Origin of the sequence: Erythrobacter sp. SG61-1L, from assembly GCF_001305965.1 — a bacterium.
Taxonomy (GTDB): domain Bacteria; phylum Pseudomonadota; class Alphaproteobacteria; order Sphingomonadales; family Sphingomonadaceae; genus Andeanibacterium.
Genome location: NZ_JXQC01000003.1, coordinates 2,294,243 through 2,319,785, shown reverse-complemented (window position 1 = coordinate 2,319,785; position 25,543 = coordinate 2,294,243). Strand labels below are relative to the sequence as shown.

Genomic DNA, 25,543 nt, shown 5'->3' with positions numbered 1-25,543 from the left:
CCACTTCCCAAATGCGGGATTGCGCAATAGGCAGGGCCATGGACTCTGCCGATCACGCGCCCGAACCCGCATCCTCCGCCGCCCTCAAGGCCATCCCGCAACCGCTGTTCCTGTTCGCCCTGCTCTATGGCGGGATGACCTGCATCGCGGGCGTGCTGGGGGCCAAGCAGGTGGGGCTGGGTCCGCTGGCAGTGGAGGCAGGGATTTTCCCCTTCCTGATGCTGGTGGCGATTTCCAGCGCAGTGGCGGAACTTTACGGACGCCCGGTGGCGGACCGGCTGGTGCGTTTCGGCTTCGTGCCGCTGTCCACTGCGATCCTGCTGACCTGGCTGGTGATCGAACTGCCCACCGATCCGGGCATGTATCCCCCGGCGCAGGAAGCCTTCCCGATCATCCTTGGCCAGAGCTGGCGCCTGATGCTGGCGGGCATTGCAGCCTATGGCGTTTCCATGACGCTGAACGTGCTGATCTTTTCCAAGCTGGCGGCATTTGGCGGGCGGCTGGTGGCGCTGCGCGGGGCGATTGCTTCCATGCTGAGCCAGGTGGTCGATACGCTGATCTTCATCACCATCGCCTTCCTTGGCGTGCGGCCCATCGGCAATCTGATCCTTGGGCAGGCGCTGGCCAAGGTGGTGCTGTCGCTGGTGCTGGTGCCGCCGCTGATCGCGCTGCTGGTGAAGCTCGCCCGCCGCTATTCCTGAGGCGGGGAATGGGTTAGCCTCCCGCCCAAAGGACAAGGGGGAGGGACCATGCGCTTCGGCATATTCGACCATGTGGACGATGACGGGCAGCCGCTGCACCGCCAGCTGGAAGACCGACTGCGGATGGCGGAAGTCTACGATCGCTGCGGCTTCTATGCCTATCACGTGGCCGAACATCACGGCACGCCGCTGGGCCGATCCCCTTCGCCCTCCGTGCTGCTGGCGGCGCTGGCCCAGCGCACCACGCGGCTGAAATTCGGCCCGCTGGTCTATTGCCTGCCGCTCTACCATCCGCTGCGGCTGATAGAGGAGGTTGCGATGCTCGACAGCCTTTCGGGCGGGCGGCTGCAACTGGGCGTGGGCAAGGGGGCCTCGCTGATCGAGGCGGGCTTCTTCGGCATCGAGATGGACGATCAGCGCGCCCTGTTCGACGAGGCGCTGGAGGTGCTGCTGCAAGGCCTCACCGGTGACGAACTGAGCTATGAAGGCGCGCATTTCCGGTTCGACCGCGTGCCGATGCGAGTGAAGCCGGTGCAGCAGCCGCATCCGCCGCTGTGGTATGGCGCGGGCAGCCCGGCCTCGATCCAGTGGTGCGCGCGCGAGGGAATCAATATCGTCACGCTCGCCCATGGGGAACGGGTGCGGCAGGTGGCGGACCTCTATCGCAGCGAATGGCTGACCCATGGCGGCGATGTGGCCCATATGCCGCTGGTGGGGGTGAGCCGCCACATGGTGGTGGCCGATACGGATGAAGCGGCGCTGGCCATCGCCCGCCCGGCCTATCTGCGCTGGCGCGACAGCTTCGCCCAATTATGGATCGAGCGCGGCTATCCCCGGCCCTTCACCGAGATCTATCCCGACAACTGGGACGAATTGCAGGCCCGCGGCAATTGCTGCGCCGGTTCGCCCGAGACAGTCCGGGCTTTCGTGGAGCGGGAAGTGGAGCGCGGCATCACCTATTTGGTCGGCTGGTTCGCCTTCGGCGACATGCGCCTGCCGCAAGTGACCCGCTCGGCGGAATTGTTTGCGGCGGAGGTCATGCCGGCATTTGGGTGAGTTACCCGCAAGACCCATCCCGGCCCGGCCTCCCCACCTCCGCCCATCCTGAGCCTGTCGAAGGATGCGGGATGCGTGTTGGACTTGGTCCCTGTGCGGGTCCGGCTGGGCAAAGGTCTCGCGTGTCGTTGGCCTTCGGCCAGCTTCGCTTCCGACAAGCTCAGGATGAGCGGGTGTGGGTGATTACGCACTCTCCCCCTAATTCGTCATTCCCGCGCAGGCGGGAATCCAGCAGCAAGGGTTGAACTGGATCCCCGCCTGCGCGGGGATGACGAAGGTTGGGGTTGTAGTTGGGGCGCAGGCACAAAACCCCATCCGGCGGCAAACCCGGACCTTACCGCCAGTGTAGTGCAAACAAACCAATCGCGCGGCCGGCACGGCGTCAGGAATGGCGCGTGCAGGGGGCGGGCGGAAGGATAGCGAAGGGCCGGGCACATCCACCATGCACCTGGCTCAACCCGATCGGTGACCGGCCGGAAAAGGCGCCCGCGGGCTCGCAGCCGGGCATCCCATTCTCGCGGGTGATGATCCCGCGCCACTGGCGGTTCTGCGTGCACGCCCCGGATGGCCTGCCCGCAAGAGGGGGCAGGATCGGGGGCGGCCGGTGAATCCGCACATCCGGTAACCGCATCTGGCGCAGGCGGCTTTGCCAAGGGGTAACGCCCCCAACAGACACACACCCGCACCGGCCGCGTTGTTCAAAGCGAACAAGGGAGGAAAGGCAGTCGACATGCCGCCCTCCGGATTGGAGGCTCGCAGCGTGCTATTGCTGCAAGGTGTGGGGCATATAACCGAAACGGTTCGTAATGTCAATTGAAAACGCCAAATTCGCCCATTGCACTTTACGTGTCACCCCGAATTTATTCCGGGGTCCAGCTTTTTGGCGAGAAGAAGAAGCTGGATCCCGGAACAGGTCCGGGATGACCAAGGGGGCAGGGGGTTGAACCCGATCTTCGTCATCCCCGCGCAGGCGGGGATCCAGCAGCAACCGTCGACTGGATCCCCGCCTGCGCGGGGATGACGAAACAGGAAGTAGGCAACCAGGCGTGCGCAAAGGCCAGCGATCCCGGACCGACCGCTCGGAGGTCCACCCAGAGCCTGTCGAAGAGCCGGGATGACGACAGGGCACAGGCGCACCTCACCAGTCGTTTGCGCACTATCGGCTTGCACTCCGCTCCGGTTTCCGGTTGGGGAGGGGGAGGGATTAGATCAAACGAGATATTTGGAGGAAGCCGGTGAATCTTGAAATCCTCAAAGGGCGTGTCGCGGTCGTCACGGGTGCCAGTTCCGGCATCGGCGAGGCCTGCGCGCTGGGCTATGCCGCTGCCGGTGCCAAGGTAGTGCTGGCCGCGCGCCGGGTGGACCGCCTTGAAGGGCTGGTGAAGAAGATCGAGGACGCAGGCGGCGAAGCGCTGGCCGTGGCGACCGACGTCACCAGCGAAGAAGCCGTGGCCAATCTGTTCAAGCAGGCCGTGGACCGCTTCGGCACCGTGGACATCCTGATCAACAATGCCGGCATTGCCGACAGCACCCCGGTTTACGAGCTTTCGCTCGAAATGTGGCACCGGGTGATCGAAACCAACCTTACCTCCGCCTTCCTGTGCAGCCGCGAGGCCTTCCGCATCATGAAGGACAAGGGCCATGGCCGCATCATCAATGTCGGCTCGATCTCGGCCCGCGTGCCCCGTGCGGACAGCCCGGCCTATGCCGCCAGCAAGTGGGGCCTCGACGGGCTGACCCGCTCGCTCGCCATTGACGGGCGGGAATTCAACATTGCCGCTTCGATGTTCAATCCCGGCATCGTCGCCACCGAAATCGCGCCCGGCGCGGTCAAGCTGGACAAGGATTTCGCGGCCATGCCGGAAGATATCGCCGATGCGATCATCCACATGACCGCGCTGCCCGATCACCTCAATTTCTATGAGGCGATGATCGTCCAGAACAAGCTGCCTTTCCTCGGCCGCGGCTGAGGGACTTGCTTTCCTTTTCGTCATTGCGAGGGCCGGAGGCCCGCGGCAATCCAGGGCCTGACGCGCCAGGCTCTGGATCGCTTCGCTTCGCTCGCGATGACGAAGGAATCTTTGCATGACCGGCAGCCCCACCTTCGGCAGTTTCAACATTGCCGACCTGCGCAAGCGGGCGAAAGCCCGCCTGCCACTGGGCGTGTGGGAATATGTCGAGCGCGGGACGGAAGACGAACTGGGCCTGCCGCGTAACCGCGCGGGCTTCGATGCCGTAACCTTCCGCCCGCATGTGGCCCGCAATGTGGAACAGGTGGACGGATCGACCAGCCTGCTGGGCACGCCGTCCGCCATTCCGCTGGCCGTGGCCCCCACCGGGGCAGCGGGGCTGCTGTGGTATCAGGGCGATCTGGCGCTGGCCAAGGCCGCCGCGCGCGCGGGCGTACCTTTCACCATCTGCAGCGCCAGCACGATGGATATAGATCAGATCGCCGTGGCGGGCGGGCGGCTGTGGTTCCAGCTCTATACATGGAAGGACCGTTCGCTGTCCTATGCCGTGGTGGACCGGGCGCAGGAACTGGGCTGCGAGGCCCTGCTGGTCACGCTGGACCTGCCGGTGCCGCCCAATCGCGAATATCTCTATCGTAATGGCTTCGGTACGCCCTTCCGCCTCAATGCGCGGAACACGGCGGACATCTTGATGCATCCGCGCTGGCTGCTGGGCGTGATGGGCCGTTATGCGATGAGCGGCGGCATTCCTTCTCAGGCCAACCTGCCTGACCGGCTGCGCAACCGGGTGACGCAAAGCGCGCATCCCGGCGCACTGTTCAAGCAGGACAATATCGACTGGGACGAGATTGCCCGCCTGCGCGATCGCTGGAAGGGCAAGCTCGTTCTCAAGGGCCTGCTGCGGCCCGACGATGCCGAACTGGCAGCGAAGGCCGGGGCGGATGGGATCGTGGTTTCCAACCATGGCGCGCGCGGGCTGGACAGTTCCATCTCCTCGATGGAGGCGCTGCCTGCCATAGTTTCGGCCGTCGGCAACAAGCTCGAAGTCCTGCTGGACAGCGGCGTGCGGCGCGGCAGCGATGTAGTGAAGGCCGTGGCCCTGGGCGCCAGGGGCGTGCTGGCCGGAAGGGCCGCGCTCTATGGCCTTGCCGCTGGCGGTGAAGACGGCGTGGTGCGCGCGCTGGAACTTCTCAAGGCTGAAACCGTCAGGACCATGGGCCTGCTGGGCGCAAGAGACATAAGCGAGGTGACAAAAGACCTGTTGGGCTGATCCGCCATAGAGAGCGGACGGCCGGGAGAAGGGGGATGACTGGGTGCAGATCACTTTTTCGCAGGCCGTAAGCACAGGCCCGGTGCGGCTGTTCCAGCTGACCGTGGTGGCGATGGTTCTGCTGGTACTGGTTTTCGATGGGATGGACGCCCAGGCCCTTGGCCTTGTGGTGCCCAGCATCATTGCCGAATGGGGCGTGGACCGGGCCGAATTCGGCACTTCCCTGACAGCTTCACTGCTGGGTGCGGGTATTGGGGCTTTGCTGGGCGGCTGGCTGGGGGACCGGTTCGGGCGAGTCAATATGTTGTTCGCCTCCGCTCTGTTCTTCGGCGTGACCACAATGGCCTCCAGCCAGGCCGAAACGATGGGAACACTTGCCGCCCTGCGCTTGCTGGGTGGGCTTGGTTTCGGGGCGGCGGGGCCGAACGGGCTGGCACTGGCCAGCGAATGGACGCCCGAACGGTTCCGCACCTATGTCATCGCGCTGCTTTCGGTCGGTACACCGGCGGGAGCGACAGTGGCCGCGGGCATCGCGCCTTTCCTGCTGGAGGATTTCGGCTGGCGCGGGCTGTTCGCCATTTTTGGCGGAGCCTCGATCCTGATCGGTTTCCTGGCTCTGCTGCTGGTGCGGGAAACTCCGTCATGGTTGCTTGCCAAAGGGCGGGAAGATGCTGCCAATCGCACCGCGCGGCGGATTTTTGGGCAAGAGATCGAGTTGTTGCCCGAACCGGCCGGGTCGACAGGGGCGCCGGGCGCAGCGGGTAAGCGCATCGGCCTATTCCATCGCGATCATACGCGGCTGACGCTGGGCGTCGCCGTTGCCTTTTCCGCATGCACTGCGATTGTCTATGGGGTGACGCTGTGGGGCGTGGTGCTGTTCACCTCGCGCGGTTTTACGCAGGCTCAGGCAATCGGCGTGATATTCTGGGCGGGGCTTATGTCGGTCGCCGGTGCACTGGCAGGCGGGCCAGTGGTGCGGATATTGGGATCGCGCAGGACGATGGCGGCGTGTTCGGTGATAACCTTCGCGGCGGTCGCAATCCTGTTTCTGATTGTGGAACATCTCTCTGCCGCGCCGGACGGTGCCGCTTTGGCAGCGGTCTATGTTCTGGCAGGCCTGGTTGGCGGCGTGGTCAGCCTCGGCATTTCCACGATCTATGCCATGATGGCGCTGGGCTATCCGGTATCCTGCCGGTCGACCGGTATCGGGCTCGGCATGCTGCTCGGCCGGATCGGCGGGATCGCCATGGCGTTGTCGGGCGGATATCTGCTCAATTGGGGCGGCACATCCGTGCTGCCATTCTTCGGCGTGATGGCCGCCTGTGCATTGGCGGTCAGTTCGTCGGCCTGGATCATAGACCGGCATATCGCGCCGGCACGGGTATAATAGGGAGAACAGAGGATGGCGCAGACCTTCAGCGAGGCCTTGTCGCGCTCGCCGCTCAAGGCTTTTTCGGTGGCGACCTTCGCCATCTGCATGCTGGTGCTGGTGTGCGACGGGATGGATGCCCAGCTGCTGGGCATCGTGGCCCCCAAGGTGATCGAGGAATTCGGCGTGGCGGGCGGCACTTTCGGCATCGCGATGAGCGCGGCGCTGGTCGGCTTCGGCATCGGGTCATGGGGCGGCGGCTGGCTGGGCGACACGATCGGGCGGCGCTGGTCGCTGGCCATCGCCACCGTGCTGTTCTCCCTCGCCACGGTCGGCGCCAGCCAGGCGGGCGATGTGTGGCACATGGCCGCATGGCGCGTAGTGGGTGGGCTGGGCTTCGGTTCGGCCTATGCCAATGCGATCACGCTGGCGGGCGAATGGCTGCCGGACCGCTGGCGCTCGGTAGGGGTCACCACCCTTTCGGTGGGCACGCCCGCCGGCGGACTGGTGGTGGCCGCGCTCGCGCCCACGCTGGTCGATCTCTATGGCTGGCGCGGTTCCTTCGTGGTGATCGGCCTTGCCACCCTGCTGGTGGTGGTGCTGATCGTGATGGTGCTGCGCGACAGCCCCAGCTTCCTGCTGGCACGCGGCAAGGCGGCAGAGGCCCGCGCGGCGGCGGCCAAGGTGCTGCCCGGCGATGACGACATCGTGCCCGAACGCCATCATACGGACCGCGACGGGGTTGCCGTGGGCGTGTTCGACAAGGGCAATTTCCGGCTGAATCTCGGCATCGGCATCGCCTTCGCGGCGGCGGCCACCTGCGCCTATGGCATCCTCAACTGGACCACCACCATGCTGACCGCCAAGGGCTTCACGTTTGAGGAGGCGAGCTATGCCGTATCGGTCGCGGGGCTGACGTCCATCGCATCCTCCATCGCGGCGGGCCTGCTGGTCCAGCATTTCGGATCGCGCAGGGTCATGGCGGTGATAACGGTGGGCCTGTTCTTCACTCTGCTGCTGCTGGCCTTCCGGCTGGAACAGCTTTCCGGCGTTCCGGGCGCGGGCGAAGGCAAGGTGATCGTGGCGCTGATCGGCCTTGCCGCGGCCCTGTTCAGCGCGGCCATCGCCAGCTTCTATGCCATGATGACTTACGGCTATCCGGCGTCCTGCCGCTCGGCCGGGATCGGCTTTGGCATCTTCGTGGGCCGGATCGGGGCGATCTCGGCCAGCGGGCTGGGCGGCTGGCTGCTCGATCTGGGGCAGGGCAGCGTGGTGCCCTTCTTTGCCGTGCTGTGCATTGCCGCGATCCTCGTTTCGGCATCGGTATTCATTGTCGATCGGCAGGTGCCGCCCGCGCGCGCTGCTGCCTGACGGGGCGAATATCGGTGCTATAGGGGCCGGATGGGCTGGCGATTCTGGGTCGACAGGGGCGGGACTTTTACCGACGTCGTGGCGCTGGCGCCCGATGGCGCGCTGCACCGTGCCAAGCTGCTGTCGGAAGATCCCGGCCGCTATGAAGATGCTGCGGTGGAGGCGATGCGCCGCCTCACCGGCGTGGGCGAAGGCCCGTTGCCGCCAGCGGAATTGCGGCTGGGCACCACAGTTGCCACCAATGCCCTGCTGGAACGCAAGGGCGAGCCGGTGCTGCTGGCGATCACGCAGGGGCTGGGCGATGCGCTGACCATCGGCACGCAGGAACGCCCGGAAATCTTTGCCCGCCACATCCGCCGCGATCCGCCGCTCCATGCCGATGTGGTGGAGATTGCCGAACGGGTGACGGCCAAGGGCGAAGTGCTTGCCCCGCTGGACGAGGATGCCGCCCGCGCCGCCCTTCAGGCCGCCTATGATCAAGGCTTCCGCGCAGTGGCCATCGTGCTGATGCATGGCTGGAAGTTCACGGCCCATGAAAGCCGCGTGGCCCAGATCGCGCGCGAGATCGGCTTTACGCAAATCTCGCCCAGCCACGAGGTCGCTCCGCTGGTGAAGCTGATTGCCCGGGGGGAGACATCGGTTGCCGATGCCTATCTCTCCCCCGTGCTCCAGGCCTATGTCGGCACGCTGGAACGGCTGCTGGGGCCGGATGTGTCCACGCTCTACATGCAATCGGGCGGGGGGCTGGCCAATGGCGCGGGGTTTCGCGGCAAGGATGCGATCCTGTCCGGCCCGGCGGGCGGCATCGTGGGCATGGCCGCCACTGCGCAAGAGGCCGGTATCGCCCGCGTAATCGGCTTCGACATGGGCGGCACTTCCACCGATGTCTCTTGGTTTTCCGGCACTTATGAGCGTGACAGCGAAACCCGCATCGCAGGCGCCCGCATCCGCACGCCGATGATGCGCATCCACACCGTGGCGGCAGGGGGCGGGTCCGTCTGCTCATTCGACGGGGTGCGCTTTCAGGTCGGGCCGGAAAGCGCGGGCGCCGTGCCCGGCCCGGCCTGTTACCGGCGCGGCGGGCCGCTGGCGGTGACCGATTGCAACCTGCTGCTGGGCAAGCTGCAGCCCGGCCATTTCCCGCATGTTTTCGGCCCGGAAGGCAACCGGCCGCTGGACGATGGCGCGGTGCGCGGCAAGTTCGCGGAACTGGTGGCACAGGTGAAGGCAGCGACGGGGCAGGACTATACTCCCGAAGCGGCAGCCGAAGGTTTCCTGTCCATCGCGGTGGCCAACATGGCCAATGCGATCAAGACCATTTCGCTGCGGCGCGGGCATGATGTGACCAGTGCCACGCTGGCCAGCTTCGGCGGTGCGGGCGGGCAGCATGCCTGCCTGGTGGCCGATGCGCTGGGCATTGGCGAAGTGATGTGCCACCCGCTGGCCAGCGTGCTTTCCGCCTATGGCATGGGCCTGGCCGACCGGCGCGTGCTGCGTGAGGCGACACTGGCCCTTCCGCTGGACGATGGGAGCATGGCTGCCATTGCTGCTGCGGTTGCCGCCCATGGGGCAGAGGCCGAGGCGGAACTGGCCGCCCAATGTGGCGGTGGGGCAGGGGGTGCGGCTGGGGCCGCCATCCGGCAGGAGGCAAGCCTGTTCCTGCGTCCGCCCGGCAGCGAAAGCATGGTGGAAGTGCCCTTCGGCCCGGCGGACGCAATGCGCGCGGCCTTTGCCGATGCTTTCCACGCCCGGTTCGGCTTCGCCTTCGAAGGTACGCCGATTGCGGAGAACCTGCGGGTGGAAGCGATCGCGGCGGGCGACGCGCCTGCGGTTGCCGCAGCGCTGCCGCCGGCATCGGAACCGCCGCTGGAAATCGTCCGGCTTTATTCGGGCGGGCAGTTCCACGATGCGCCGCTCTATCGCCGTGAAGGGCTGGCGGCGGGCTGGCAGGCCAGCGGCCCGGCTCTGGTGGTGGACGATGTGTCGACCATCGTGATCGAACCGGGCTGGGGCGGGCGGATCGACCCGCTGGGTAATCTGATCCTGCGGCGCGAGGCGGGCAGGGCCATGGCCACGCGGGTGGAGAAAGGCGAAGCGCCCGATCCCGTCCGGCTGGAAATCATGGGCGCCCTGTTCATGGCCATTGCGGAGGAAATGGGCGCCGCGCTGCAGGGTGCGGCCAGTTCGGTGAACATCCGCGAGCGGCTCGATTTTTCCTGCGCGATCTTTGACCGGCGCGGCGATCTGGTGGCGAATGCCCCGCATATGCCGGTGCATCTCGGCTCCATGGGGGAAAGTGTCCGCACCATTATCCGCCACCGTGCGGATGGACGCGACGGGCGCGGCATTCTGCCGGGCGATGCCTATGCGCTGAACGCCCCCTATGAAGGCGGAACCCATCTGCCGGATATTACCGTGGTGATGCCGGTCTTCGCCGATGCCGGGGATACGCAGCCTGCCTGGTATGTCGCCGCGCGCGGGCACCATGCCGATATTGGCGGGATCGCGCCGGGTTCCATGCCGCCGGGCAGCCGCTCGGTAGAGGAAGAGGGCATTCTGCTCGACAATGTGCTGCTGGTGGACCGGGGCCGACTGTGCGATGCGGAAATGCGCGCGCTGCTTGCCTCTGGCCGCTGGCCCGCCCGCAATCCGGGGCGCAATCTGGAAGACCTCAAGGCCCAGATCGCCGCCTGTGCCAAGGGCGCGGCGGAATTGCGCCGCGTGGCGGGCGAACAATCCCGCGCGGCGGTGGATGCCTATATGGGCCATGTCCAGCAGCAGGCCGAGGACGCAGTGCGCGCGCTGTTGCTTCGCCTGAAGGATGGCAGCTTCATCGCGCCGATGGACAATGGCGGGCAGGTGCAGGTGGCAGTGCGGATCGACCGCGCCGCGCGCGAAGCGGTGATCGACTTTACCGGATCGTCTGCCCAGCTTGCCGATAATTTCAATGCGCCCCTGCCGGTGGTGCGGGCTGCGGTGCTTTATGCCGTGCGCACGCTGATCGACGATGCAGTGCCGATGAACGAAGGTTGCCTGCGGCCGTTGCGCCTGATCGTGCCCGAAGGCAGCATGCTCAATCCGCGCCATCCGGCGGCGGTTGTGGCGGGCAATGTGGAGACGAGCCAGATCGTCACCGATGCGATCTTCGGGGCGCTGGGGGCCATGGCGGCGGCGCAGGGCACGATGAACAATTTCACCTTCGGCAATGCCCGCTACCAATATTACGAGACCATCGCGGGCGGTTCCGGCGCCGGGGCGGATTTTCCGGGCGCCGATGCGATCCAGACGCATATGACCAACAGCCGCCTGACCGACCCGGAAGTGCTGGAGGGCAATTTCCCCGTCCTGCTGGAAGAATTTTCCATCCGGCGCGGATCGGGCGGCGCGGGCGCGCAGATGGGCGGCAATGGCGCGGTTCGCCGCCTGCGCTTTCTGGAAGCGATGACGGCGGGGATTCTCTCCGGCCGGCGGCTCACCGCGCCTTTCGGGCTGGCGGGCGGCGGCGATGGCCTGCCGGGATCGAATCGCGTGATCCGGGCGGATGGCAGCGTCGAAACGCTCGGCCCATCGGCCACGGTCGCAATGGAACCGGGGGACGCCTTCCTGATCGAAACGCCGGGTGGCGGCGGTTTCGGGGCGCCTGACGGGGGCTGACGGCGCGGCGGCGCCAGACTCGGGCAGATGGCCGCCCGCCATGGCCAGCTATGATGAAATTGATCCTGTTTCCCGTTCCGGATCAGCGGTTTGGCATTGAATTGTTGTCGTGGGGCGCAGCCATTGGTAAGCGGCCCTATGGGCTTTTGCGATACATGTGTGGTGCGCAACCGGGCAATTTGCGCCGCGCTTGACGCGAATGAGGTTTCCGCGCTCAATTCGATCGGCCGCCGCCGCAAGCTGGAAGCCGGGGAATCGCTGATCTGGGAAGGTGACGATTCGCTGCTGGTCGCCAATGTGATCGAAGGCGTGCTGAAGCTTTCCACCGGCACGGAAGACGGGCGCGAACAGATCGTTGGCGTGGTCTATCCCTCGGATTTCATCGGCCGCCCCTTCGGCACCACTACCCGCCATTCAGTCACCGCGCTGACGGAAGCCAATGTCTGCGTGTTCTCGCGCGCCGATTTTGACAGCTTCGCGCATGACCATCCGGCGCTGGAACACAAGCTGCTGAAGCGCACCCTTTCGGAGCTGGACCGCACGCGGCGCTGGATGCTGCTGCTGGGCCGCAAGAATGCGGAAGAAAAGCTGGCGACCTTCCTGCTCGACATGTCGGAACGCCTTTCCGAACCGGGCTGCGAAGATCCGGACGAAATGCTGAACGAATTCGAACTGCCCTTCTCGCGCCAGCAGGTCGCGGATCTTCTGGGCCTGACGATCGAAACCGTCAGCCGCCAGTTCACGCGTCTCAAGAAGGATGGGATCGTCGATCTGCCGTCGCGCCGCGCGGTTACGATCCTTGACCGCGCGGCGCTAGAGGCAAGGGCGGGCTGACCCCCGATGCCCGGCCCTTCCTCTTCCTTTCGGAGAGGAAGGGTGGTGTGGACCTGCCTAGAAGCGGAAGCCCATGCCCGCGCTCAGCACCCAAGGGTCGAGCGCATGGCGGGTCGCGATCACTTCAGTGCCGTCGACATACCAGTGGGCCGAAGTGTTGAGGAAATACTTCTTGGCATCGAGGGCGAGCGACATGCCGCCATCGCCCAGCGGAATATCCACACCGGCCTGCAGGGCAACGCCGAACTTGTCATTCAGCTTAAACCCGTTGGCGCCAAGAGTGACTGCGTCGGCGCCAGGCTTTTCGTCGATGAAGATGAAGTAGGTCGGACCCGCGCCGATATAGGGCTTAATCGGGCCGGCATCGAGATGGTACTTCAGGGTGAAGGTGGCGGGAATGATCTTGGCATCGCTGACCAGTTCTGCGCCCGGAAGGCCGGCGGTGGCATCGACATCGTGCTGAGTGACGCAGCAGATCGTTTCCACCGAGATATTGTCGGTGAAGAAATATTCGATCGCCACGGTGGGCACGTAATTGTCGTTGGCTTTGGTTTCGAGCGTACCGGGAAGGCCGACAAGGTCGTTGTTCACTTCGGTCAGCTTGCCATCGGCGAGCACGGCAGTGCCAAGCAGCTTGAACTGCCACTTGCCCTTGTCGCCGCTGGCGCCGTCTTCGGCGTGAGCCGGAACCGACAGGGCGAATGCCGTTGCCAGGGCCACGGCGGCGGTCATCATACGCATCGTGTCATTTCCCTCGCGCCGCAGCGGCCACCCTGTGCGGCCAAGGATTTTTGCAGCGCGATGCTCCCTTCCCACCGTGCCGCCGGCAAAACATTGATCCGGCGCAAAATGGGCAAAAACGCCAATTGGCCCTTGAGGCATGGTGATTTGACGGCGATCAATGTGGCGCAGACGCGCGAGGGGCAAAGGCCGCTCCGGACTGGAGGTAACGTCTCATGGTAAAGGTGGTATCAGGCGCGGGCATCTGGCTCGCGATCCTCTTGCTGGCCGTGATCGCCGTAGCCGGCGCTCAGGACAGCGGCTTCGCCGTCCACATGACGATCGTCGCCATTGCCGCCCTGATCGGGCTGGTGGTGAGCGTGAACAAGGCGGACTACGCCGCGATCGCCAAGGGGATTCTCAGGACACCCGACGAATCGCGTTACGATGACGATCCCATTCGCTGGGGCGTGATCGCGACGGTGTTCTGGGGGATGGCAGGTTTTACGGCAGGGTTGTTCATTGCCCTGCAGCTGGCCTATCCGCTCCTTAATCTGGAGCCGTTCCTTAATTTCGGGCGCCTGCGTCCGCTTCACACCTCCGCCGTGATCTTTGCCTTCGGCGGCAATGCGCTGATCGCCACGAGCTTCTATGTCGTGCAGCGCACCTGCCGCGCGCGCCTGGCCTTTCCCGGCCTCGCCCGCTTTGTCTTCTGGGGCTATCAGCTGTTCATCGTTCTGGCCGCGACCGGCTATCTGATGGGCATCACCCAGTCGAAGGAATATGCCGAGCCGGAATGGTACGTGGACTGGTGGCTCACCATCGTGTGGGTGGCCTATCTCATCGTCTTCGTCGGCACGATCCTGAAGCGTAAAGAGCCGCATATCTATGTGGCCAACTGGTTCTACCTCAGCTTCATCATCACTGTCGCGATGCTCCACCTGGTCAACAATGTGGACATCCCAGTCAGCTTCCTCGGTTCGAAGAGCTATCCGTTCTTCGGCGGGGTGCAGGGCGCGCTGGTGCAGTGGTGGTATGGCCACAATGCGGTGGGCTTCTTCCTGACCGCCGGCTTCCTGGCCATGATGTACTACTTCGTGCCCAAGCAGGCCGAACGCCCGATCTACAGCTATCGCCTGTCGATCATCCACTTCTGGGCGCTGATCTTCCTCTACATCTGGGCCGGTCCGCACCACCTGCACTATACGGCGCTGCCCGACTGGGCGCAGACGCTGGGCATGGTCTTCTCGATCATGCTGTGGATGCCCAGCTGGGGCGGCATGATCAACGGTCTGATGACGCTGAATGGCGCATGGGACAAGGTCCGCACCGATCCGATCATGCGCATGTTCGTGCTCAGCCTGGCCTTCTACGGCATGAGCACTTTCGAAGGCCCGATGATGTCGATCAAGAGCGTGAACTCGCTCAGCCACTATACGGACTGGACCATCGGCCACGTGCACTCGGGTGCGCTGGGCTGGAACGGGATGATCACCTTCGCGGCGATCTACTTCCTGGTCCCGCGCCTGTGGAAACGTGAACGGCTCTATTCGATCCGCATGGTCAACTGGCACTTCTGGCTCGCGACGCTGGGGATCGTGTTCTACGCCGCCAGCATGTGGGTGGCCGGTGTCACCCAGGGCCTGATGTGGCGTGAATACGGTGCCGACGGTTATCTGGTGAACAGCTTCGCCGATACGGTTGCCGCCCTTCACTGGGATTATCTGGCCCGTGCCTTCGGTGGTCTGCTCTATCTCAGCGGTGCCGTTTTGCTGGTGATCAATGTGTGGCGCACCATCCTGGGGCATCAGCGTCAGGAAGCTCCGATGAGCACCGCTGCATACAATGAAGAGGCCGACCGTCCGGCGGCCCCTGTTCCGGCCGAGTGAGGAGGGAAAAGCAATGGTAAGCCTGACTCAGCATCACAAGAAGCTGGAACGCAACGTCACCCTGCTGGGCGTGTTCGCCTTCGTCGCGGTGATCATTGGCGGCATCGTGGAAATCGCTCCGCTGTTCTGGATCGACAACACGATCGAGAAGGTGAAGGGGATGCGTCCCTACACGCCGCTCGAACAGGCGGGGCGCGACATCTATGTGCGCGAAGGCTGCTATGTCTGCCACAGCCAGATGATCCGCCCCTTCCGTGACGAGGTCGAACGCTACGGCCATTACAGCCTCGCCGCGGAAAGCATGTACGATCACCCGTTCCAGTGGGGCTCCAAGCGCACCGGGCCGGATCTGGCCCGCGTGGGCGGCCGCTATTCGGACGAATGGCACGTGCAGCACCTGAAGGATCCGCGCGCAGTGGTTCCCGAAAGCGTGATGCCGCCCTATTCGTTCCTGGCGGATCGCGATCTCGAGATCGGCGATCCGGCGGCGCGGCTTGTCGCGCTCAAGGATGTCGGCGTGCCTTATACCAAGGCCGACATTGAACGCGCCAAGGCCGATCTGCTGGCCCAGGCCAATCCCGATGCCGATGCCGGCGATCTCGCCACGCGCTATCCCAAGGCGCAGATCCGCGATTATGACGGCAATCCGCAGCGGCTGACCGAAATGGATGCGCTGGTCGCCTATCTCCAGATGCTCGGTACCTTGGTGGACGTGAACAGCGCGGCCGCACAGGAAGACCTGGCCAAGGAGAAGGGCCGATGAGCGGCCATTCGATCTACGACAACCTCCGCCACATCGCCGACAGCTGGGGCCTGATGGCGATGATGGTGGTGTTCGTTGGGCTGTGCCTGTGGCCGTTCCGGCCTGGCTCGAGGGGCCAAAATCAGGAAGCCGCCGAAGCGATCTTCAAGGACGATAGCGATGACTGACAAGAGAATCGACGAGGCAACCGGCGTCGAAACCGTCGGGCACGAATGGGACGGCATCGAAGAGCTCAACAACCCGCTGCCGCGCTGGTGGGTGCTGACCTTCTACGTCTGCATCTTCTGGGCGCTTGTCTACAGCGTGGCCTATCCGGCCTGGCCGATGATCTCCAGCGCCACGCAGGGGATGCTCGGCTGGACCAGCCGCGGCCAGCTCGCCGCGGAAATGGAAGCGCAGGAGAAAGAACGCGCTGCCAGCGTGGCTGCACTGGCCAACATGCCGATCGAGCAATTGCCCGGCAATCCCGAGCTGATGCGTGCCGCCGTTGCCGGCGGGCGCGCGGCCTTCAAGGTCAATTGCGTCCAGTGCCACGGTTCGGGCGCGGCAGGGGGGAAGGGCTATCCCAACCTCAATGACGATGACTGGCTGTGGGGCGGCGACCTGAAGGCGATTGAGACCACGCTGATCCACGGCATCCGTCAGCCGGGCGACGATCAGACCCGCTTCAGCCAGATGCCCAGCTTCGGCCGTGACGGCATCCTGACCGGCGGCCAGATCAGCGCCGTGGCCAGCCATGTGCTCGCGCTTTCGGGCAAGGGCAAGGACAGTGCGGCGGGGGCGCAGCTGTTCCAGGAAAACTGTGCCGTCTGCCATGGGCCTGACGGCAAGGGGATGCGCGAATTTGGCGCGCCGAACCTGACCGACGCGATCTGGCTGTATGGCGGCGCCCGCAAGGACGTGATCGCCAGCGTCACGAACGCACACGCAGGCGTCATGCCGGCATGGGGAACCCGACTGGACCCCGTGACGATCAAGATGCTGGCGGCATATGTACATTCGCTGGGAGGGGGCGAAGATTTCACCGAGCAGGCGGCTGCGCCTGCTGCCCCCGCAACCCCGGCGGAACAGACCAATGAACAACCCTGACAGAATAACGGTCCCGGGATCGCACGTCCCGGGGCCGGAGAAGCTCTACGAAAAGCGGAAGGCCGTCTATCCGCAAAAGATCGACGGCCCCTTCCGCCGCTTCAAATGGTTCGTGATGTTCGTCACTCTGACGATCTATTACGGAACCCCCTGGCTGCGCTGGGATCGCGGGCCTTATGCCCCGGATCAGGCAGTGCTGGTCGATCTCGCCCATCGCCGTTTCTACATGTTCGGCATCGAGATCTGGCCGCATGAATTCTATTTCGTGGCGGGCCTGCTCATCATGGCGGGTATCGGCCTGTTCCTGGTGACCAGTGCCGTGGGCCGCGCATGGTGCGGCTATAGCTGCCCGCAGACCGTGTGGACCGACGTGTTCCAGCATGTCGACCGCTTCATCGACGGGGACCGCAACGCACAGGCGCGGCTGGCCAAGGCGCCCTGGGGGCCGGCCAAGATCTTCAAGCGCACGCTGAAATATTCGATCTACCTCGCCATCAGTTTCTGGACCGGCGGCGCGTGGATCATGTATTTCGCGGATGCGCCCACGCTGACCCACGATTTCTGGACCGGGCAGGCCGCGCCCATCGCCTATGCGACCGTGGCGGTGCTGACGGCCACCACTTTCCTGCTGGGCGGTTTCGCGCGCGAACAGGTGTGCATCTATATGTGCCCCTGGCCCCGCATCCAGACCGCGATGCTGGACGAGAAATCGCTGATCGTCACTTACAAGGACTGGCGCGGTGAAAAACGCGGCAGCCTGAAGAAGGCGGAAAAGAACCCCGGCGAATTCGGCGACTGCATTGACTGTAACCAGTGCGTGGCCGTCTGCCCCACGGGCTATGACATCCGCAACGGGCCGGACATCGCCTGCATTACCTGCGGGCTTTGCATCGACGCCTGCGACCGCGTGATGCGCGAAGTGGGCCGCCCGCGCGGGCTGATCGACTATGCCACGCTGGAGGATAATACGCGCGAGGCCGCCGGCGAGACGCCGCGCCCCGTGTGGAAGACGATCCTGCATTTGCGCACGCTGATCTATCTGGGTGTTTGGGGCATGCTCGGCCTTGGCCTGCTGTTCGCGCTCGGCACCCGCAACCATACCGACATCACCATCGCGCAGGATCGCAACCCGCCCTTCATGCTGATGAGCGACGGTTCGGTCCGCAATGCCTACACCCTGAAGCTGCGCAATATGGAAAGCCGTCCGCGCAAGATGGAAGTGGCGATCGAGGGCTTGCCCGGCGCGGTGATGTGGAGCGAGGACATGCCGCGCGAAGCAGCCGCCCGCAAGATCGTGCGCGAGGTTCCCGCCGACGAGATCGACACGATGCGTGCCTATGTCGTCATGCCGGATGGCGCGAGGAGCCAGAAGTTCACCTTCACCCTGCGCTCGCTTGACGAAGCGGGCGAAAGCGACAGCGGCGTTACGAACTTCGAAGCACCGGGAGCAGAGGAATGAACGGAACTTCTTCCCAGCAGGCTGAAACCCGCAAGGTCGCCCGCTTCACCGGCTGGCACGCCGCGGCGATCCTGGTGGCCTTCTTCGGCACGGTCGGCACCGTCAATGTGGTGATGGCGCGGTTCGCCACTTCCACATTCGGCGGGGTGGTGGTCGAAAACTCCTATGTCGCCAGTCAGGAATTCAACGGCTGGCTGGATCAGGCCGAACAGTCGAAGGAACTCGGCTGGAAGGCCGAGGCCAGCCGCCTGGCTGACGGGCGCGTAGCGATTGCGCTACAGGGGGCACCGCAGGATGCCGTGCTTGAAGCCGAAGCCCGCCATCCGTTGGGCAGGCTGGACGATGTGCAGATGAGCTTCGCCCGTCAGGCGGACGGCACCTTCGTCTCGGCCCAGCCCCTGCCTGCCGGGCGCTGGACCCTGCGGCTGGCGGCCCATTCCGGCAGTGCCAGCTGGCGCGCGGAAGAAGAACTGCGGTGACGGCTCTGGCCCGCCATGATCGGGACGATGCGGTCCAGACAGTGCTTGCCGTTCCCGGCATGCATTGCGCGGGCTGCATGTCCAAGATCGAGCGCGGGCTGGAAGGGCGCCCCGGCATCGTTTCGGCGCGCGTGAACCTCTCCGCCCGGCAGGTCACCATCGCGCATGATGCATCAGTGCGCCCACGCGATCTGGTGGAGGAACTGGACCGCATCGGGTTTGAGGCGGAACCGCGCAAGGGCGCACTGGCCCGCACGCAATCGGCCGTGAAGCCGCTGTTGGCGCCGCTGGCGGTTTCGGCCTTTGCCTGCATGAATGTGATGCTGCTTTCGGTCAGCGTCTGGTCGGGGGCCGATGGCCCCACCCGCACTATGTTCCACTGGATTTCGGCTGCCATCGCCATTCCGGCGATCCTCTATGGCGGCATGCCCTTCTTCAAATCGGCCTGGGGCGTGCTGCGGCGCGGGCGGACGAACATGGACGTGCCGATTTCCATCGGCGTGATCCTGGCCACCGCGCTGAGCTTCTACGAGACCGTAACCGGCGGGCACGATGCCTGGTTCGACGGCGCGCTGATGCTGCTGGCCTTCCTGCTGGCGGGCCGCGTGCTGGATGCGATGATGCGCGACCGCGCGCGCACCGGCGTGGATGCGCTGCTCAGCCATGCGGCGCAGGGCGCCATGGTCGTGGCGGCAGACGGCACTGTCGAATGGCGGAAGGCCGATGATCTGGCCGCCGGTATGGTGATGCGCGTGGCGGCGGGCGAAAGGCTGGCCGCCGATGGGGAGATCGTCTCGGGCGGCAGCCGGTTCGACCAGTCGCTGCTTACGGGCGAAAGCGCGCCCGTGCCCGGCGCGGCCGGGGATCGCGTGCTGGCGGGTACGCTCAATCTCGATGCGCCAGTGGACGTGCGCGTGCTGGCCATCGGGCAAGACACCACGCTGGCGGAAATCGCCCGGCTGATGGAAGCCGCCGCACAGGACCGTTCCAAATATGTCCGCATCGCGGACCGTGCGGCGCGGCTTTATGCCCCTGCGGTCCACACGCTAGCGGCGCTGACTTTCATCGGCTGGATGATTGCCGGGGCGGGCTGGTATCAATCGCTCGTCATTGCCATTTCCGTGCTGATTATCACCTGCCCTTGCGCGCTGGGCCTTGCCGTGCCTGTAGCGCAGGTAGTGGCCAGCGGCGCGCTGATGCGGGCCGGGATCATGGTGAAGGACGGTTCCGCGCTCGAACGCCTGGCAAAGGCTGACCGCGCCCTGCTGGACAAGACCGGCACGCTCACGCTCGGCCGCCCGGTGCCCGATCCGGCAGTGCTGGCCAATCTGCCCGCCGATGCGGCGGCTGTTGCCCTGTCGCTTGCCTCGCATAGCCGCCATCCGATTTCCAAAGCGCTGGCCGGCGCGCTGACCGCCCGCGGCATTCGCGCCGTGGAACTGGACGGCGTTGAGGAACGCCCCGGTGAAGGCGTGTTCGCCACCTATCAGGGCAGCAAGGTTGCCCTGCGCCGCCCCGAAGGCGCCAGCGGCATTGCCGTGACGCTGGAGATTGCGGGCCGCCCGACATGGCTCATCCCCTTTGCCGACCGTCTTCGCCCCGAAACCAACGAGGCGCTGACCCGGCTGGCGAAGATGGGGGTGGAAGCCTCGATCATCTCCGGCGATCACACGGAATCGGTCGCCCAGGTCGCGCGCGAGACCGGCCTGTTCGCTCAGGCAGAGGCTTCGCCGCAGGACAAGCAGGATCTCATCCGCCGCCTGCAGGGCGCCGGCCGCAACGTGCTGATGGTGGGCGACGGGCTGAACGATGGCCCGGCTCTGGCCAAGGCGGACAGTTCCATTGCCCCTGGCTCGGCCAGCGATGTGGGGCTGCAGGCATCGGACCTCGTCTTCGTGCAGGATTCGCTGATGGCCCTGCCGCGCTCGGTAAAGGTGGCGCGTTCCACCATGCGGGTGGTGAAGCAGAATTTCGCGCTGGCCGTCGGCTACAATATGCTGGCCGTACCGCTGGCGATTGCTGGCTTCGTCACGCCGATGATCGCGGCCTTGGCCATGTCTACCAGTTCGCTGGTGGTGGTCGCCAATTCGCTGCGCCTTGCGCGCTCGGCACGGTGAGAGGGGCAGCGGCATGAATGTGATCGCCTTCCTGATCCCCGTGGCCCTGCTGTTGGGGCTGGGCGGGCTGGCAGCGTTCTTCTGGTCGATGAAAAGTGGCCAGTTCGAGGATATGGACGGCGCGGCCAACCGCATTCTGATCGACGATGAGGAGGATAGCTGATGGGTCCGCTGACACAGGCCTTTGCCGTGATCGCGCTGGTTCCGGCCGCAGCGAATCCCTCGCTCATGCTGCGCGGTGAAGCCCTGCTGATGACCCTGTGCAGCGGGGCGTCGATTTCGGTGCCGCTGGGCAATCCCCTGCCGGGCACACAGGGCGCGGCCTGCTGCGCCAAGGGCTGCCATTCCACCGACAAGAAGCGCAAGGGCGCCGCCGACGGCTCAGGCCTGCCCGGAGAGCCTGACGGCGAATAGGGCGCGCCTTTTTTCTTCTTTGACCCACCGCAATGCGGAAAGGCCACCAGCCTGCTCTACAGGCTCTCATGTGGCCTTATTATCCCGATCTGCTCTCGCGGCCCGTGCCGCGTTATACGAGCTTCCCCACCGCCGCCGAGTTCAAGCCCGGCACAGGCGCGAAGGAATATGGCGCCGCGCTGGAAGCTGCGACCGGCGATGTCTCGCTCTATCTGCATATCCCCTATTGCGAGAAGATTTGCTGGTATTGCGGGTGCAACACCGGGGCCGCCAACAAGAAGCACCGGCTGGCCAGCTATCTTGAGGCACTGCACCGCGAGATAGAACTGGTCGGATCGCGCCTGCCGCGCGGGGCGAAGGTGCGCCGCATCGCCTTTGGCGGCGGCAGTCCCAATGCGATTGCGCCCACCGATTTCGTCCGGCTGATGGACGCGCTGGTGGTGCATTTCCCGCTCTCCACACCCGACATTTCCATCGAGCTGGACCCCCGCACGCTGGAAGACCATTGGGGCGAGGTGTTGGCGGGCGTCGGTATCACTCATGCCAGCCTTGGCGTGCAGACCTTTGCCCCGCATCTTCAGGAAGCGATCGGGCGGGTCCAGCCGGCCGAGATGATCGAACGCGCCACTGCCATGCTGCGCCGTGCAGGTGTCGGCTCGCTCAATTTCGATCTGATGTATGGCCTGCCGGGCCAGACGCAGCAGGATCTTGAGGAAACGCTGGAGCGCACCGCGCTGCTGGGCGCCAATCGCGTGGCCCTGTTCGGCTATGCCCATGTGCCGCATCTGATCCCGCGCCAGAAGCAGATCGACGCGACCAATCTGCCGGGACAGGACGAGCGCTTCGCCATGGCCCTGTTCGGCTATCGCGAACTGACCGGCCTTGGCTATGAGCCGGTGGGCTTCGACCATTTCGCGCTGCCCGGCGATCCGTTGGCGCAGGCGGCCCTGTCCGGCAGGCTGCACCGCAATTTCCAGGGCTTCACTGACGATACGGCGCCGGTCCTGCTGGGGCTGGGCGCATCGGCGATCAGCAGCTTCCCCCAATTGCTGGTGCAGAACGAGAAGAATGCCGGGCGCTATCGCATGCTGCTTTCGCAGGACATCCTGCCCCATTCGGCAGGCATCGCTCGCGATGCTGACGACCAGATGCGCGGCAAGGTGATCGAGGCGCTGCTGTGCCAGGGCCATGCCACGATTGCGCCCGCGCTGGTGCGCGAGGCCATGCCGATTCTGGCCCCCTATTTCGAGCGTGGCCTGTGCACTTATGACGAGGGTCTGCTGACCATTGCGGGCGAGGCTCTGCCCTATGCACGCAGCATTGCAGCGGCCTTCGATCCCTATCGTCAGGATTCCCAGCGCCGCTTCAGTTCGGCTGTCTGAAACCCTCTCTCCCGGAAAGCGGGGTCTGCATCTGCAGGCCCCGCTTTTTCGTGCCTGCTCGCACCGTCTTGCCAAGGCCGGAGAAATTCGTCAGACCCTCCCCCAACAACAAAAAGAAGGCGGCCTGCCCTGGGCTAGGTGGGCAGACCGCCAAGTCGGGAGAAGCGACAGGGGGCTCTTGGCGGTCAGGCCGCGAGCTTATCCCCGTCTGCCCAATTGCCGTGAAGTCCCTGACGCAGTCGCAGGGGAAGCTTGGCACGAGCAACAGGACCTCTTGCGACATCGAGTGCATCGAAGATGCACAAGTCGGAATAGTTTGTGACGTGGTTGTCGACGAGCGCGACCAGCCAGCCGTCGCCTTCCGGCGCGTCCTTGCTGCGCGGAATGAAGCAGGGTTCCTGCAAGGCGCCGTCCGGCCCGCACCACCAGCTCTGTTCCTCGCCCGTGGCGTGGTCATAATGGGTCAGCGAATTGATGACGCCAGCGAACGGGCCCGGAGGGCCGTTATAGGGCTTGGCGAAATCGTAAGTGATCATCCAGCCGTGGCGATAGGGCTTGCCGGCAAAGCGATCGTCGATGCGCGGGAACTCGCCCGGCATCTTGCCGAGCGGCTCCATCGACTGGATATCGTCGCTGTTGGAGGCAAGGTCCACGGTGAAGCGCATCAGATTGGTGACGGCTTCCTGCGGATTGAAGGGGCGGCCGTCCTTTTCCGGGAAGAAGGGCAGGCTGCCCGTCTTGCTGGTGGGCAGGTCGAAGTGAATCTTCGTCCCGTCCTGAAAGGCGTTCATCACGTGGCAGCCGCACACGCTCGGGTCCATCTTGAACCAGCGCATGTCGCTGCCGTCGCCGTCGCGCCGCAACACGCCCAGATAGAAGGGCAGATCGCGGTCGTAATAGAAATGCGGGCGCCCTTCCTCCAGCACGTTCCAGTCGGAGTGATAGGGGCTGACGTTGAACACCGCATAATCGCCCGCGATGCAGAAATCGTGGAGCATGGTGTAATAGGGAACGCTGAAGTTCGCCTTGCGCACTACCTTGCCGGCTGGGTCGATCTCGAAATAGTGGCAGGCTTCGGTCAGCGGGCCGTCAATGGCGTAGCCGAAGCCGCAGAAATTGCCGGTCTCGTGATCGATCTTGGGGTGGGCCGTAAAGGGCGCATTGCCCAGATCGCCGTCAAAATCCGTATAGCCGTCAGTGGCCAGCGAATTGCGGTCCATGATCAGGCACGGGCTGTCTTCCTTCATGGCGAACAGCTTGCCGGCGTGGACCAGCACATTGGTATTGGCAGTGCCGCGAATTTGGCCCTTCACGCTCTCATCGTCGGTCAGGTGGTTGCGGTACATGCCGAACAGGCTCTTGCCCGCCGCATTTTCCAGCTTCCACTTGTCGGTATGGGCATAGCGCTGCTTGAAGCTGACCTTGCCGTCCCGGAAGCGGAACATGGAAACCATGCCGTCGCCGTTGAAGAACTGGTCATGCGGATATTTGGGCGCGAATTGCGGGTCGGGATGGACGCGATAGAACGCCCCGTCGAGGTCGGCGGGGATTTCCCCTTCGACCTCGAGGTCATTGATGTCCCCTTCGAGGCGGATCAGCCGCAGGACATCCTGATAGAGCGGTTCGGGCGGAAAATGGACCATGGCATCACCTCTCCTTTATAACGACCGTTACGATAACGGTCGTGAGGAAGAGGGCTTTGACCTTCATCAAATCACGCTCACGCCGGAAGGAATTCGCGGTTCTCGAACAGCACCGTTGCGGCGGCCGTGTTCGAGATCGGCACGTGATAGTTGGAAGCCAACTCCACCACGTCACCCGTCAGGGCGCCGCGTGCGGCCAGCCAGTTGAGGATTTCCACCCCCTGGCTGCCTGCCAGCTCGACGATTTCCAGCGAATCGTGGCGCAGCAGCGCTTCCGGATTCGGCCCGATATTGTCGAGGCAGAAGTGATCGTATTCCTTGTTGATGAAGCCGGCCCGCTTGCCTTCCAGCTGGTGGGAAAGCCCGCCCGTGCCGAAGACGACAATCTTCTCGCCGCCCTTCCAGCTCTTGAGCGCACGGCCCACGGCGCGGCCCAGATCGAAGCAGCGCTTGGGGCTGGGCAGCGGGTGCTGCACCGTATTGATCGCGATCGGCACCAGCTTGACCGGGAATTCCTCCGTGCCCGGCCAGCACAATTCGTAAGGAACGGCCACAGCGTGATCGACCAGCATGGACTGGCAGGTCACCGGGTCGAACTCGCTGGCAACCACCTGTTCGATGATGTGCCAGGAAAGTTCCGGATGGCCCGCAAAGGGGCGCTGGAAGGCAAGGCCCCAGCCTTCATCCTCGTGCCGGTATTCGGCGGCCGCGCCGATGGCGAAAGTCGGCATCTTGTCGAGGAAGAAGTTCAGCCCGTGATCGTTGTAGAACACCACGGCCACGTCGGGCTTTTCCCGCGCGAGCCATTCATGGACCGGATTGAACCCGTCGAAGAAAGGCTTCCAGTAAGGATCCTGCTGCAGCCCGCGCGCAATGGCGTTGCCAATGCCCGGAACGTGGCTGGTGAAAATGCCGCCTGCAACCTGAGTCATGCCGCCGCCCTCCGCGTGGTTTCGCCATGGGACAGCAGGGCCGCCTTGAAGGCATCCAGCGTCATGCCCGTCTGCAGCGCGCCGAGATCCTGAACGTTGAGGCCAAGGATGCCCGCCAGCTTGGCGAGGTAATAGACGTTGCCGCCCGCATCGAGCATGGCCAGCACATCGCGATTGCGCACGGCGGCCTTCTGTTCGTCGGTCAGTTCGAACTTGGCCATGTAGCCTTCTTCGTCCGCCGCAAAGGCGTCGCGATTGTCCTTCGTGTTGAAGGAATAACACATGGCATTGAGCGCATAGCCTCGCATGGCCAGATCGCCGTCAAACGGCTCCGTGCCAAAAATCTGCCTTTTGCCGCTCACGGCCTGGCCAGCGTTCATCGCGCTATCTCCCGGATCGAACTCTTCACTGATCGCCGGATAGCCGAGTCG

22 protein-coding genes are annotated in these 25,543 nt (G+C 64.7%); 18 read left to right on the top strand and 4 right to left on the bottom strand.

The genetic code is table 11. From position 1 onward, the window contains the following. Positions 1-38 precede the first annotated feature (38 nt). The 8 genes from SZ64_RS11355 to SZ64_RS11320 all read left to right on the top strand — a co-directional run bounded on the left by SZ64_RS11355 (position 39) and on the right by SZ64_RS11320 (position 12,225). Positions 39-701 (top strand): queuosine precursor transporter, encoded by a 663-nt coding sequence (locus SZ64_RS11355; RefSeq protein ID WP_082384557.1) that lies wholly within the window; start codon positions 39-41, stop codon positions 699-701. 48 nt (positions 702-749) lie between these two features. Then, positions 750-1,757 (top strand): LLM class flavin-dependent oxidoreductase, encoded by a 1,008-nt coding sequence (locus tag SZ64_RS11350; protein WP_054530928.1) that lies wholly within the window; start codon positions 750-752, stop codon positions 1,755-1,757. Positions 1,758-2,992: 1,235 nt separating this feature from the next. Next, positions 2,993-3,727 carry an SDR family oxidoreductase gene (locus SZ64_RS11345; protein WP_156313626.1) on the top strand — a complete coding sequence of 245 codons (735 nt, stop codon included), beginning with the start codon at positions 2,993-2,995 and terminating at the stop codon, positions 3,725-3,727. A 115-nt stretch (positions 3,728-3,842) separates the two neighbouring features. Then, positions 3,843-4,997, top strand: coding sequence for an alpha-hydroxy acid oxidase (locus SZ64_RS11340; protein ID WP_054530927.1), 1,155 nt, complete (start codon positions 3,843-3,845; stop codon positions 4,995-4,997). Positions 4,998-5,040: 43 nt separating this feature from the next. Continuing rightward, positions 5,041-6,384: an MFS transporter gene (locus SZ64_RS11335; protein WP_054530926.1), complete on the top strand. Its 1,344-nt coding sequence runs from the start codon at positions 5,041-5,043 to the stop codon at positions 6,382-6,384. Between the two features lie 15 nt (positions 6,385-6,399). Further along, complete coding sequence (locus SZ64_RS11330; RefSeq protein WP_054530925.1) at positions 6,400-7,737, top strand: MFS transporter; 1,338 nt, start codon at positions 6,400-6,402, stop codon at positions 7,735-7,737. A gap of 30 nt (positions 7,738-7,767) precedes the next feature. Next, on the top strand, positions 7,768-11,391 hold the full coding sequence (locus SZ64_RS11325; RefSeq protein ID WP_054530924.1) for a hydantoinase B/oxoprolinase family protein: 3,624 nt from the start codon (positions 7,768-7,770) through the stop codon (positions 11,389-11,391). Between the two features lie 138 nt (positions 11,392-11,529). After that, the gene (locus tag SZ64_RS11320) at positions 11,530-12,225 is read left to right on the top strand and encodes a Crp/Fnr family transcriptional regulator (RefSeq protein WP_054530923.1); all 696 of its coding nucleotides are present in this window, start codon (positions 11,530-11,532) and stop codon (positions 12,223-12,225) included. Between the two features lie 57 nt (positions 12,226-12,282). On the opposite strand, the gene SZ64_RS11315 is transcribed toward SZ64_RS11320, so the two are convergent. Then, positions 12,283-12,966 (bottom strand): OmpW family outer membrane protein, encoded by a 684-nt coding sequence (locus tag SZ64_RS11315; protein ID WP_054530922.1) that lies wholly within the window; start codon positions 12,964-12,966, stop codon positions 12,283-12,285. A gap of 215 nt (positions 12,967-13,181) precedes the next feature. Here SZ64_RS11315 and ccoN point away from each other — a divergent pair, with 215 nt between their 5' ends. The 10 genes from ccoN to SZ64_RS11265 all read left to right on the top strand — a co-directional run bounded on the left by ccoN (position 13,182) and on the right by SZ64_RS11265 (position 22,537). Then, the gene (ccoN, locus tag SZ64_RS11310) at positions 13,182-14,834 is read left to right on the top strand and encodes a cytochrome-c oxidase, cbb3-type subunit I (protein WP_054530921.1); all 1,653 of its coding nucleotides are present in this window, start codon (positions 13,182-13,184) and stop codon (positions 14,832-14,834) included. A gap of 13 nt (positions 14,835-14,847) precedes the next feature. Beyond that, the gene (gene ccoO / locus SZ64_RS11305) at positions 14,848-15,597 is read left to right on the top strand and encodes a cytochrome-c oxidase, cbb3-type subunit II (protein ID WP_054530920.1); all 750 of its coding nucleotides are present in this window, start codon (positions 14,848-14,850) and stop codon (positions 15,595-15,597) included. After that, positions 15,594-15,764 (top strand): cbb3-type cytochrome c oxidase subunit 3, encoded by a 171-nt coding sequence (locus tag SZ64_RS11300; RefSeq protein ID WP_054530919.1) that lies wholly within the window; start codon positions 15,594-15,596, stop codon positions 15,762-15,764. The genes ccoO and SZ64_RS11300 overlap by 4 nt, the downstream gene beginning before the upstream one ends. Beyond that, on the top strand, positions 15,757-16,686 hold the full coding sequence (ccoP, locus tag SZ64_RS11295) for a cytochrome-c oxidase, cbb3-type subunit III (protein WP_054530918.1): 930 nt from the start codon (positions 15,757-15,759) through the stop codon (positions 16,684-16,686). Before SZ64_RS11300 ends, ccoP begins: the two co-directional genes overlap by 8 nt. Continuing rightward, complete coding sequence (gene ccoG / locus SZ64_RS11290) at positions 16,673-18,145, top strand: cytochrome c oxidase accessory protein CcoG (protein WP_054530917.1); 1,473 nt, start codon at positions 16,673-16,675, stop codon at positions 18,143-18,145. The genes ccoP and ccoG overlap by 14 nt, the downstream gene beginning before the upstream one ends. Then, complete coding sequence (locus tag SZ64_RS11285) at positions 18,142-18,624, top strand: FixH family protein (RefSeq protein WP_054530916.1); 483 nt, start codon at positions 18,142-18,144, stop codon at positions 18,622-18,624. The genes ccoG and SZ64_RS11285 overlap by 4 nt, the downstream gene beginning before the upstream one ends. Beyond that, positions 18,621-20,741 (top strand): heavy metal translocating P-type ATPase, encoded by a 2,121-nt coding sequence (locus tag SZ64_RS11280; protein WP_054530915.1) that lies wholly within the window; start codon positions 18,621-18,623, stop codon positions 20,739-20,741. Before SZ64_RS11285 ends, SZ64_RS11280 begins: the two co-directional genes overlap by 4 nt. Positions 20,742-20,754: 13 nt before the next feature. After that, entirely contained in the window at positions 20,755-20,904 is a 150-nt protein-coding gene (gene ccoS / locus SZ64_RS11275) for a cbb3-type cytochrome oxidase assembly protein CcoS (RefSeq protein WP_054530914.1), read from the top strand. Continuing rightward, positions 20,904-21,155, top strand: a complete 252-nt coding sequence (locus SZ64_RS11270; protein ID WP_054530913.1) for a hypothetical protein — start codon at positions 20,904-20,906, stop codon at positions 21,153-21,155. The genes ccoS and SZ64_RS11270 overlap by 1 nt, the downstream gene beginning before the upstream one ends. 68 nt (positions 21,156-21,223) lie before the next feature. Then, complete coding sequence (locus SZ64_RS11265; RefSeq protein ID WP_054530912.1) at positions 21,224-22,537, top strand: radical SAM protein; 1,314 nt, start codon at positions 21,224-21,226, stop codon at positions 22,535-22,537. 185 nt (positions 22,538-22,722) lie between these two features. Here SZ64_RS11265 and SZ64_RS11260 read toward each other — a convergent pair whose 3' ends face one another. The 3 genes from SZ64_RS11260 to SZ64_RS11250 all read right to left on the bottom strand — a co-directional run bounded on the left by SZ64_RS11260 (position 22,723) and on the right by SZ64_RS11250 (position 25,492). After that, positions 22,723-24,180 (bottom strand): carotenoid oxygenase family protein, encoded by a 1,458-nt coding sequence (locus tag SZ64_RS11260; protein ID WP_054530911.1) that lies wholly within the window; start codon positions 24,178-24,180, stop codon positions 22,723-22,725. Between the two features lie 77 nt (positions 24,181-24,257). Continuing rightward, positions 24,258-25,112: a class III extradiol dioxygenase family protein gene (locus SZ64_RS11255; protein WP_054530910.1), complete on the bottom strand. Its 855-nt coding sequence runs from the start codon at positions 25,110-25,112 to the stop codon at positions 24,258-24,260. Then, positions 25,109-25,492, bottom strand: a complete 384-nt coding sequence (locus SZ64_RS11250) for a protocatechuate 4,5-dioxygenase subunit alpha (RefSeq protein ID WP_054532212.1) — start codon at positions 25,490-25,492, stop codon at positions 25,109-25,111. The genes SZ64_RS11255 and SZ64_RS11250 overlap by 4 nt, the downstream gene beginning before the upstream one ends. Between the last annotated feature and the right edge of the window lie 51 nt (positions 25,493-25,543).

Bases quoted from the DNA above. Each gene is read 5' to 3' on its own strand.
- SZ64_RS11350 (WP_054530928.1), top strand. From the start codon at position 750: ATGCGCTTCGGCATATTCGACCATGTGGACGATGACGGGCAGCCGCTG.
- ccoP (WP_054530918.1), top strand. From the start codon at position 15,757: ATGACTGACAAGAGAATCGACGAGGCAACCGGCGTCGAAACCGTCGGG.
- SZ64_RS11270 (WP_054530913.1), top strand. From the start codon at position 20,904: ATGGGTCCGCTGACACAGGCCTTTGCCGTGATCGCGCTGGTTCCGGCC.
- ccoG (WP_054530917.1), top strand. From the start codon at position 16,673: ATGAACAACCCTGACAGAATAACGGTCCCGGGATCGCACGTCCCGGGG.
- SZ64_RS11300 (WP_054530919.1), top strand. From the start codon at position 15,594: ATGAGCGGCCATTCGATCTACGACAACCTCCGCCACATCGCCGACAGC.
- ccoS (WP_054530914.1), top strand. From the start codon at position 20,755: ATGAATGTGATCGCCTTCCTGATCCCCGTGGCCCTGCTGTTGGGGCTG.
- SZ64_RS11250 (WP_054532212.1), bottom strand. From the start codon at position 25,492: ATGAACGCTGGCCAGGCCGTGAGCGGCAAAAGGCAGATTTTTGGCACG.
- SZ64_RS11340 (WP_054530927.1), top strand. From the start codon at position 3,843: ATGACCGGCAGCCCCACCTTCGGCAGTTTCAACATTGCCGACCTGCGC.
- SZ64_RS11330 (WP_054530925.1), top strand. From the start codon at position 6,400: ATGGCGCAGACCTTCAGCGAGGCCTTGTCGCGCTCGCCGCTCAAGGCT.
- ccoO (WP_054530920.1), top strand. From the start codon at position 14,848: ATGGTAAGCCTGACTCAGCATCACAAGAAGCTGGAACGCAACGTCACC.
- SZ64_RS11355 (WP_082384557.1), top strand. From the start codon at position 39: ATGGACTCTGCCGATCACGCGCCCGAACCCGCATCCTCCGCCGCCCTC.
- SZ64_RS11265 (WP_054530912.1), top strand. From the start codon at position 21,224: ATGTGGCCTTATTATCCCGATCTGCTCTCGCGGCCCGTGCCGCGTTAT.
- SZ64_RS11285 (WP_054530916.1), top strand. From the start codon at position 18,142: ATGAACGGAACTTCTTCCCAGCAGGCTGAAACCCGCAAGGTCGCCCGC.
- SZ64_RS11260 (WP_054530911.1), bottom strand. From the start codon at position 24,180: ATGGTCCATTTTCCGCCCGAACCGCTCTATCAGGATGTCCTGCGGCTG.
- SZ64_RS11315 (WP_054530922.1), bottom strand. From the start codon at position 12,966: ATGCGTATGATGACCGCCGCCGTGGCCCTGGCAACGGCATTCGCCCTG.
- SZ64_RS11255 (WP_054530910.1), bottom strand. From the start codon at position 25,112: ATGACTCAGGTTGCAGGCGGCATTTTCACCAGCCACGTTCCGGGCATT.
- SZ64_RS11325 (WP_054530924.1), top strand. From the start codon at position 7,768: ATGGGCTGGCGATTCTGGGTCGACAGGGGCGGGACTTTTACCGACGTC.
- SZ64_RS11320 (WP_054530923.1), top strand. From the start codon at position 11,530: ATGGGCTTTTGCGATACATGTGTGGTGCGCAACCGGGCAATTTGCGCC.
- ccoN (WP_054530921.1), top strand. From the start codon at position 13,182: ATGGTAAAGGTGGTATCAGGCGCGGGCATCTGGCTCGCGATCCTCTTG.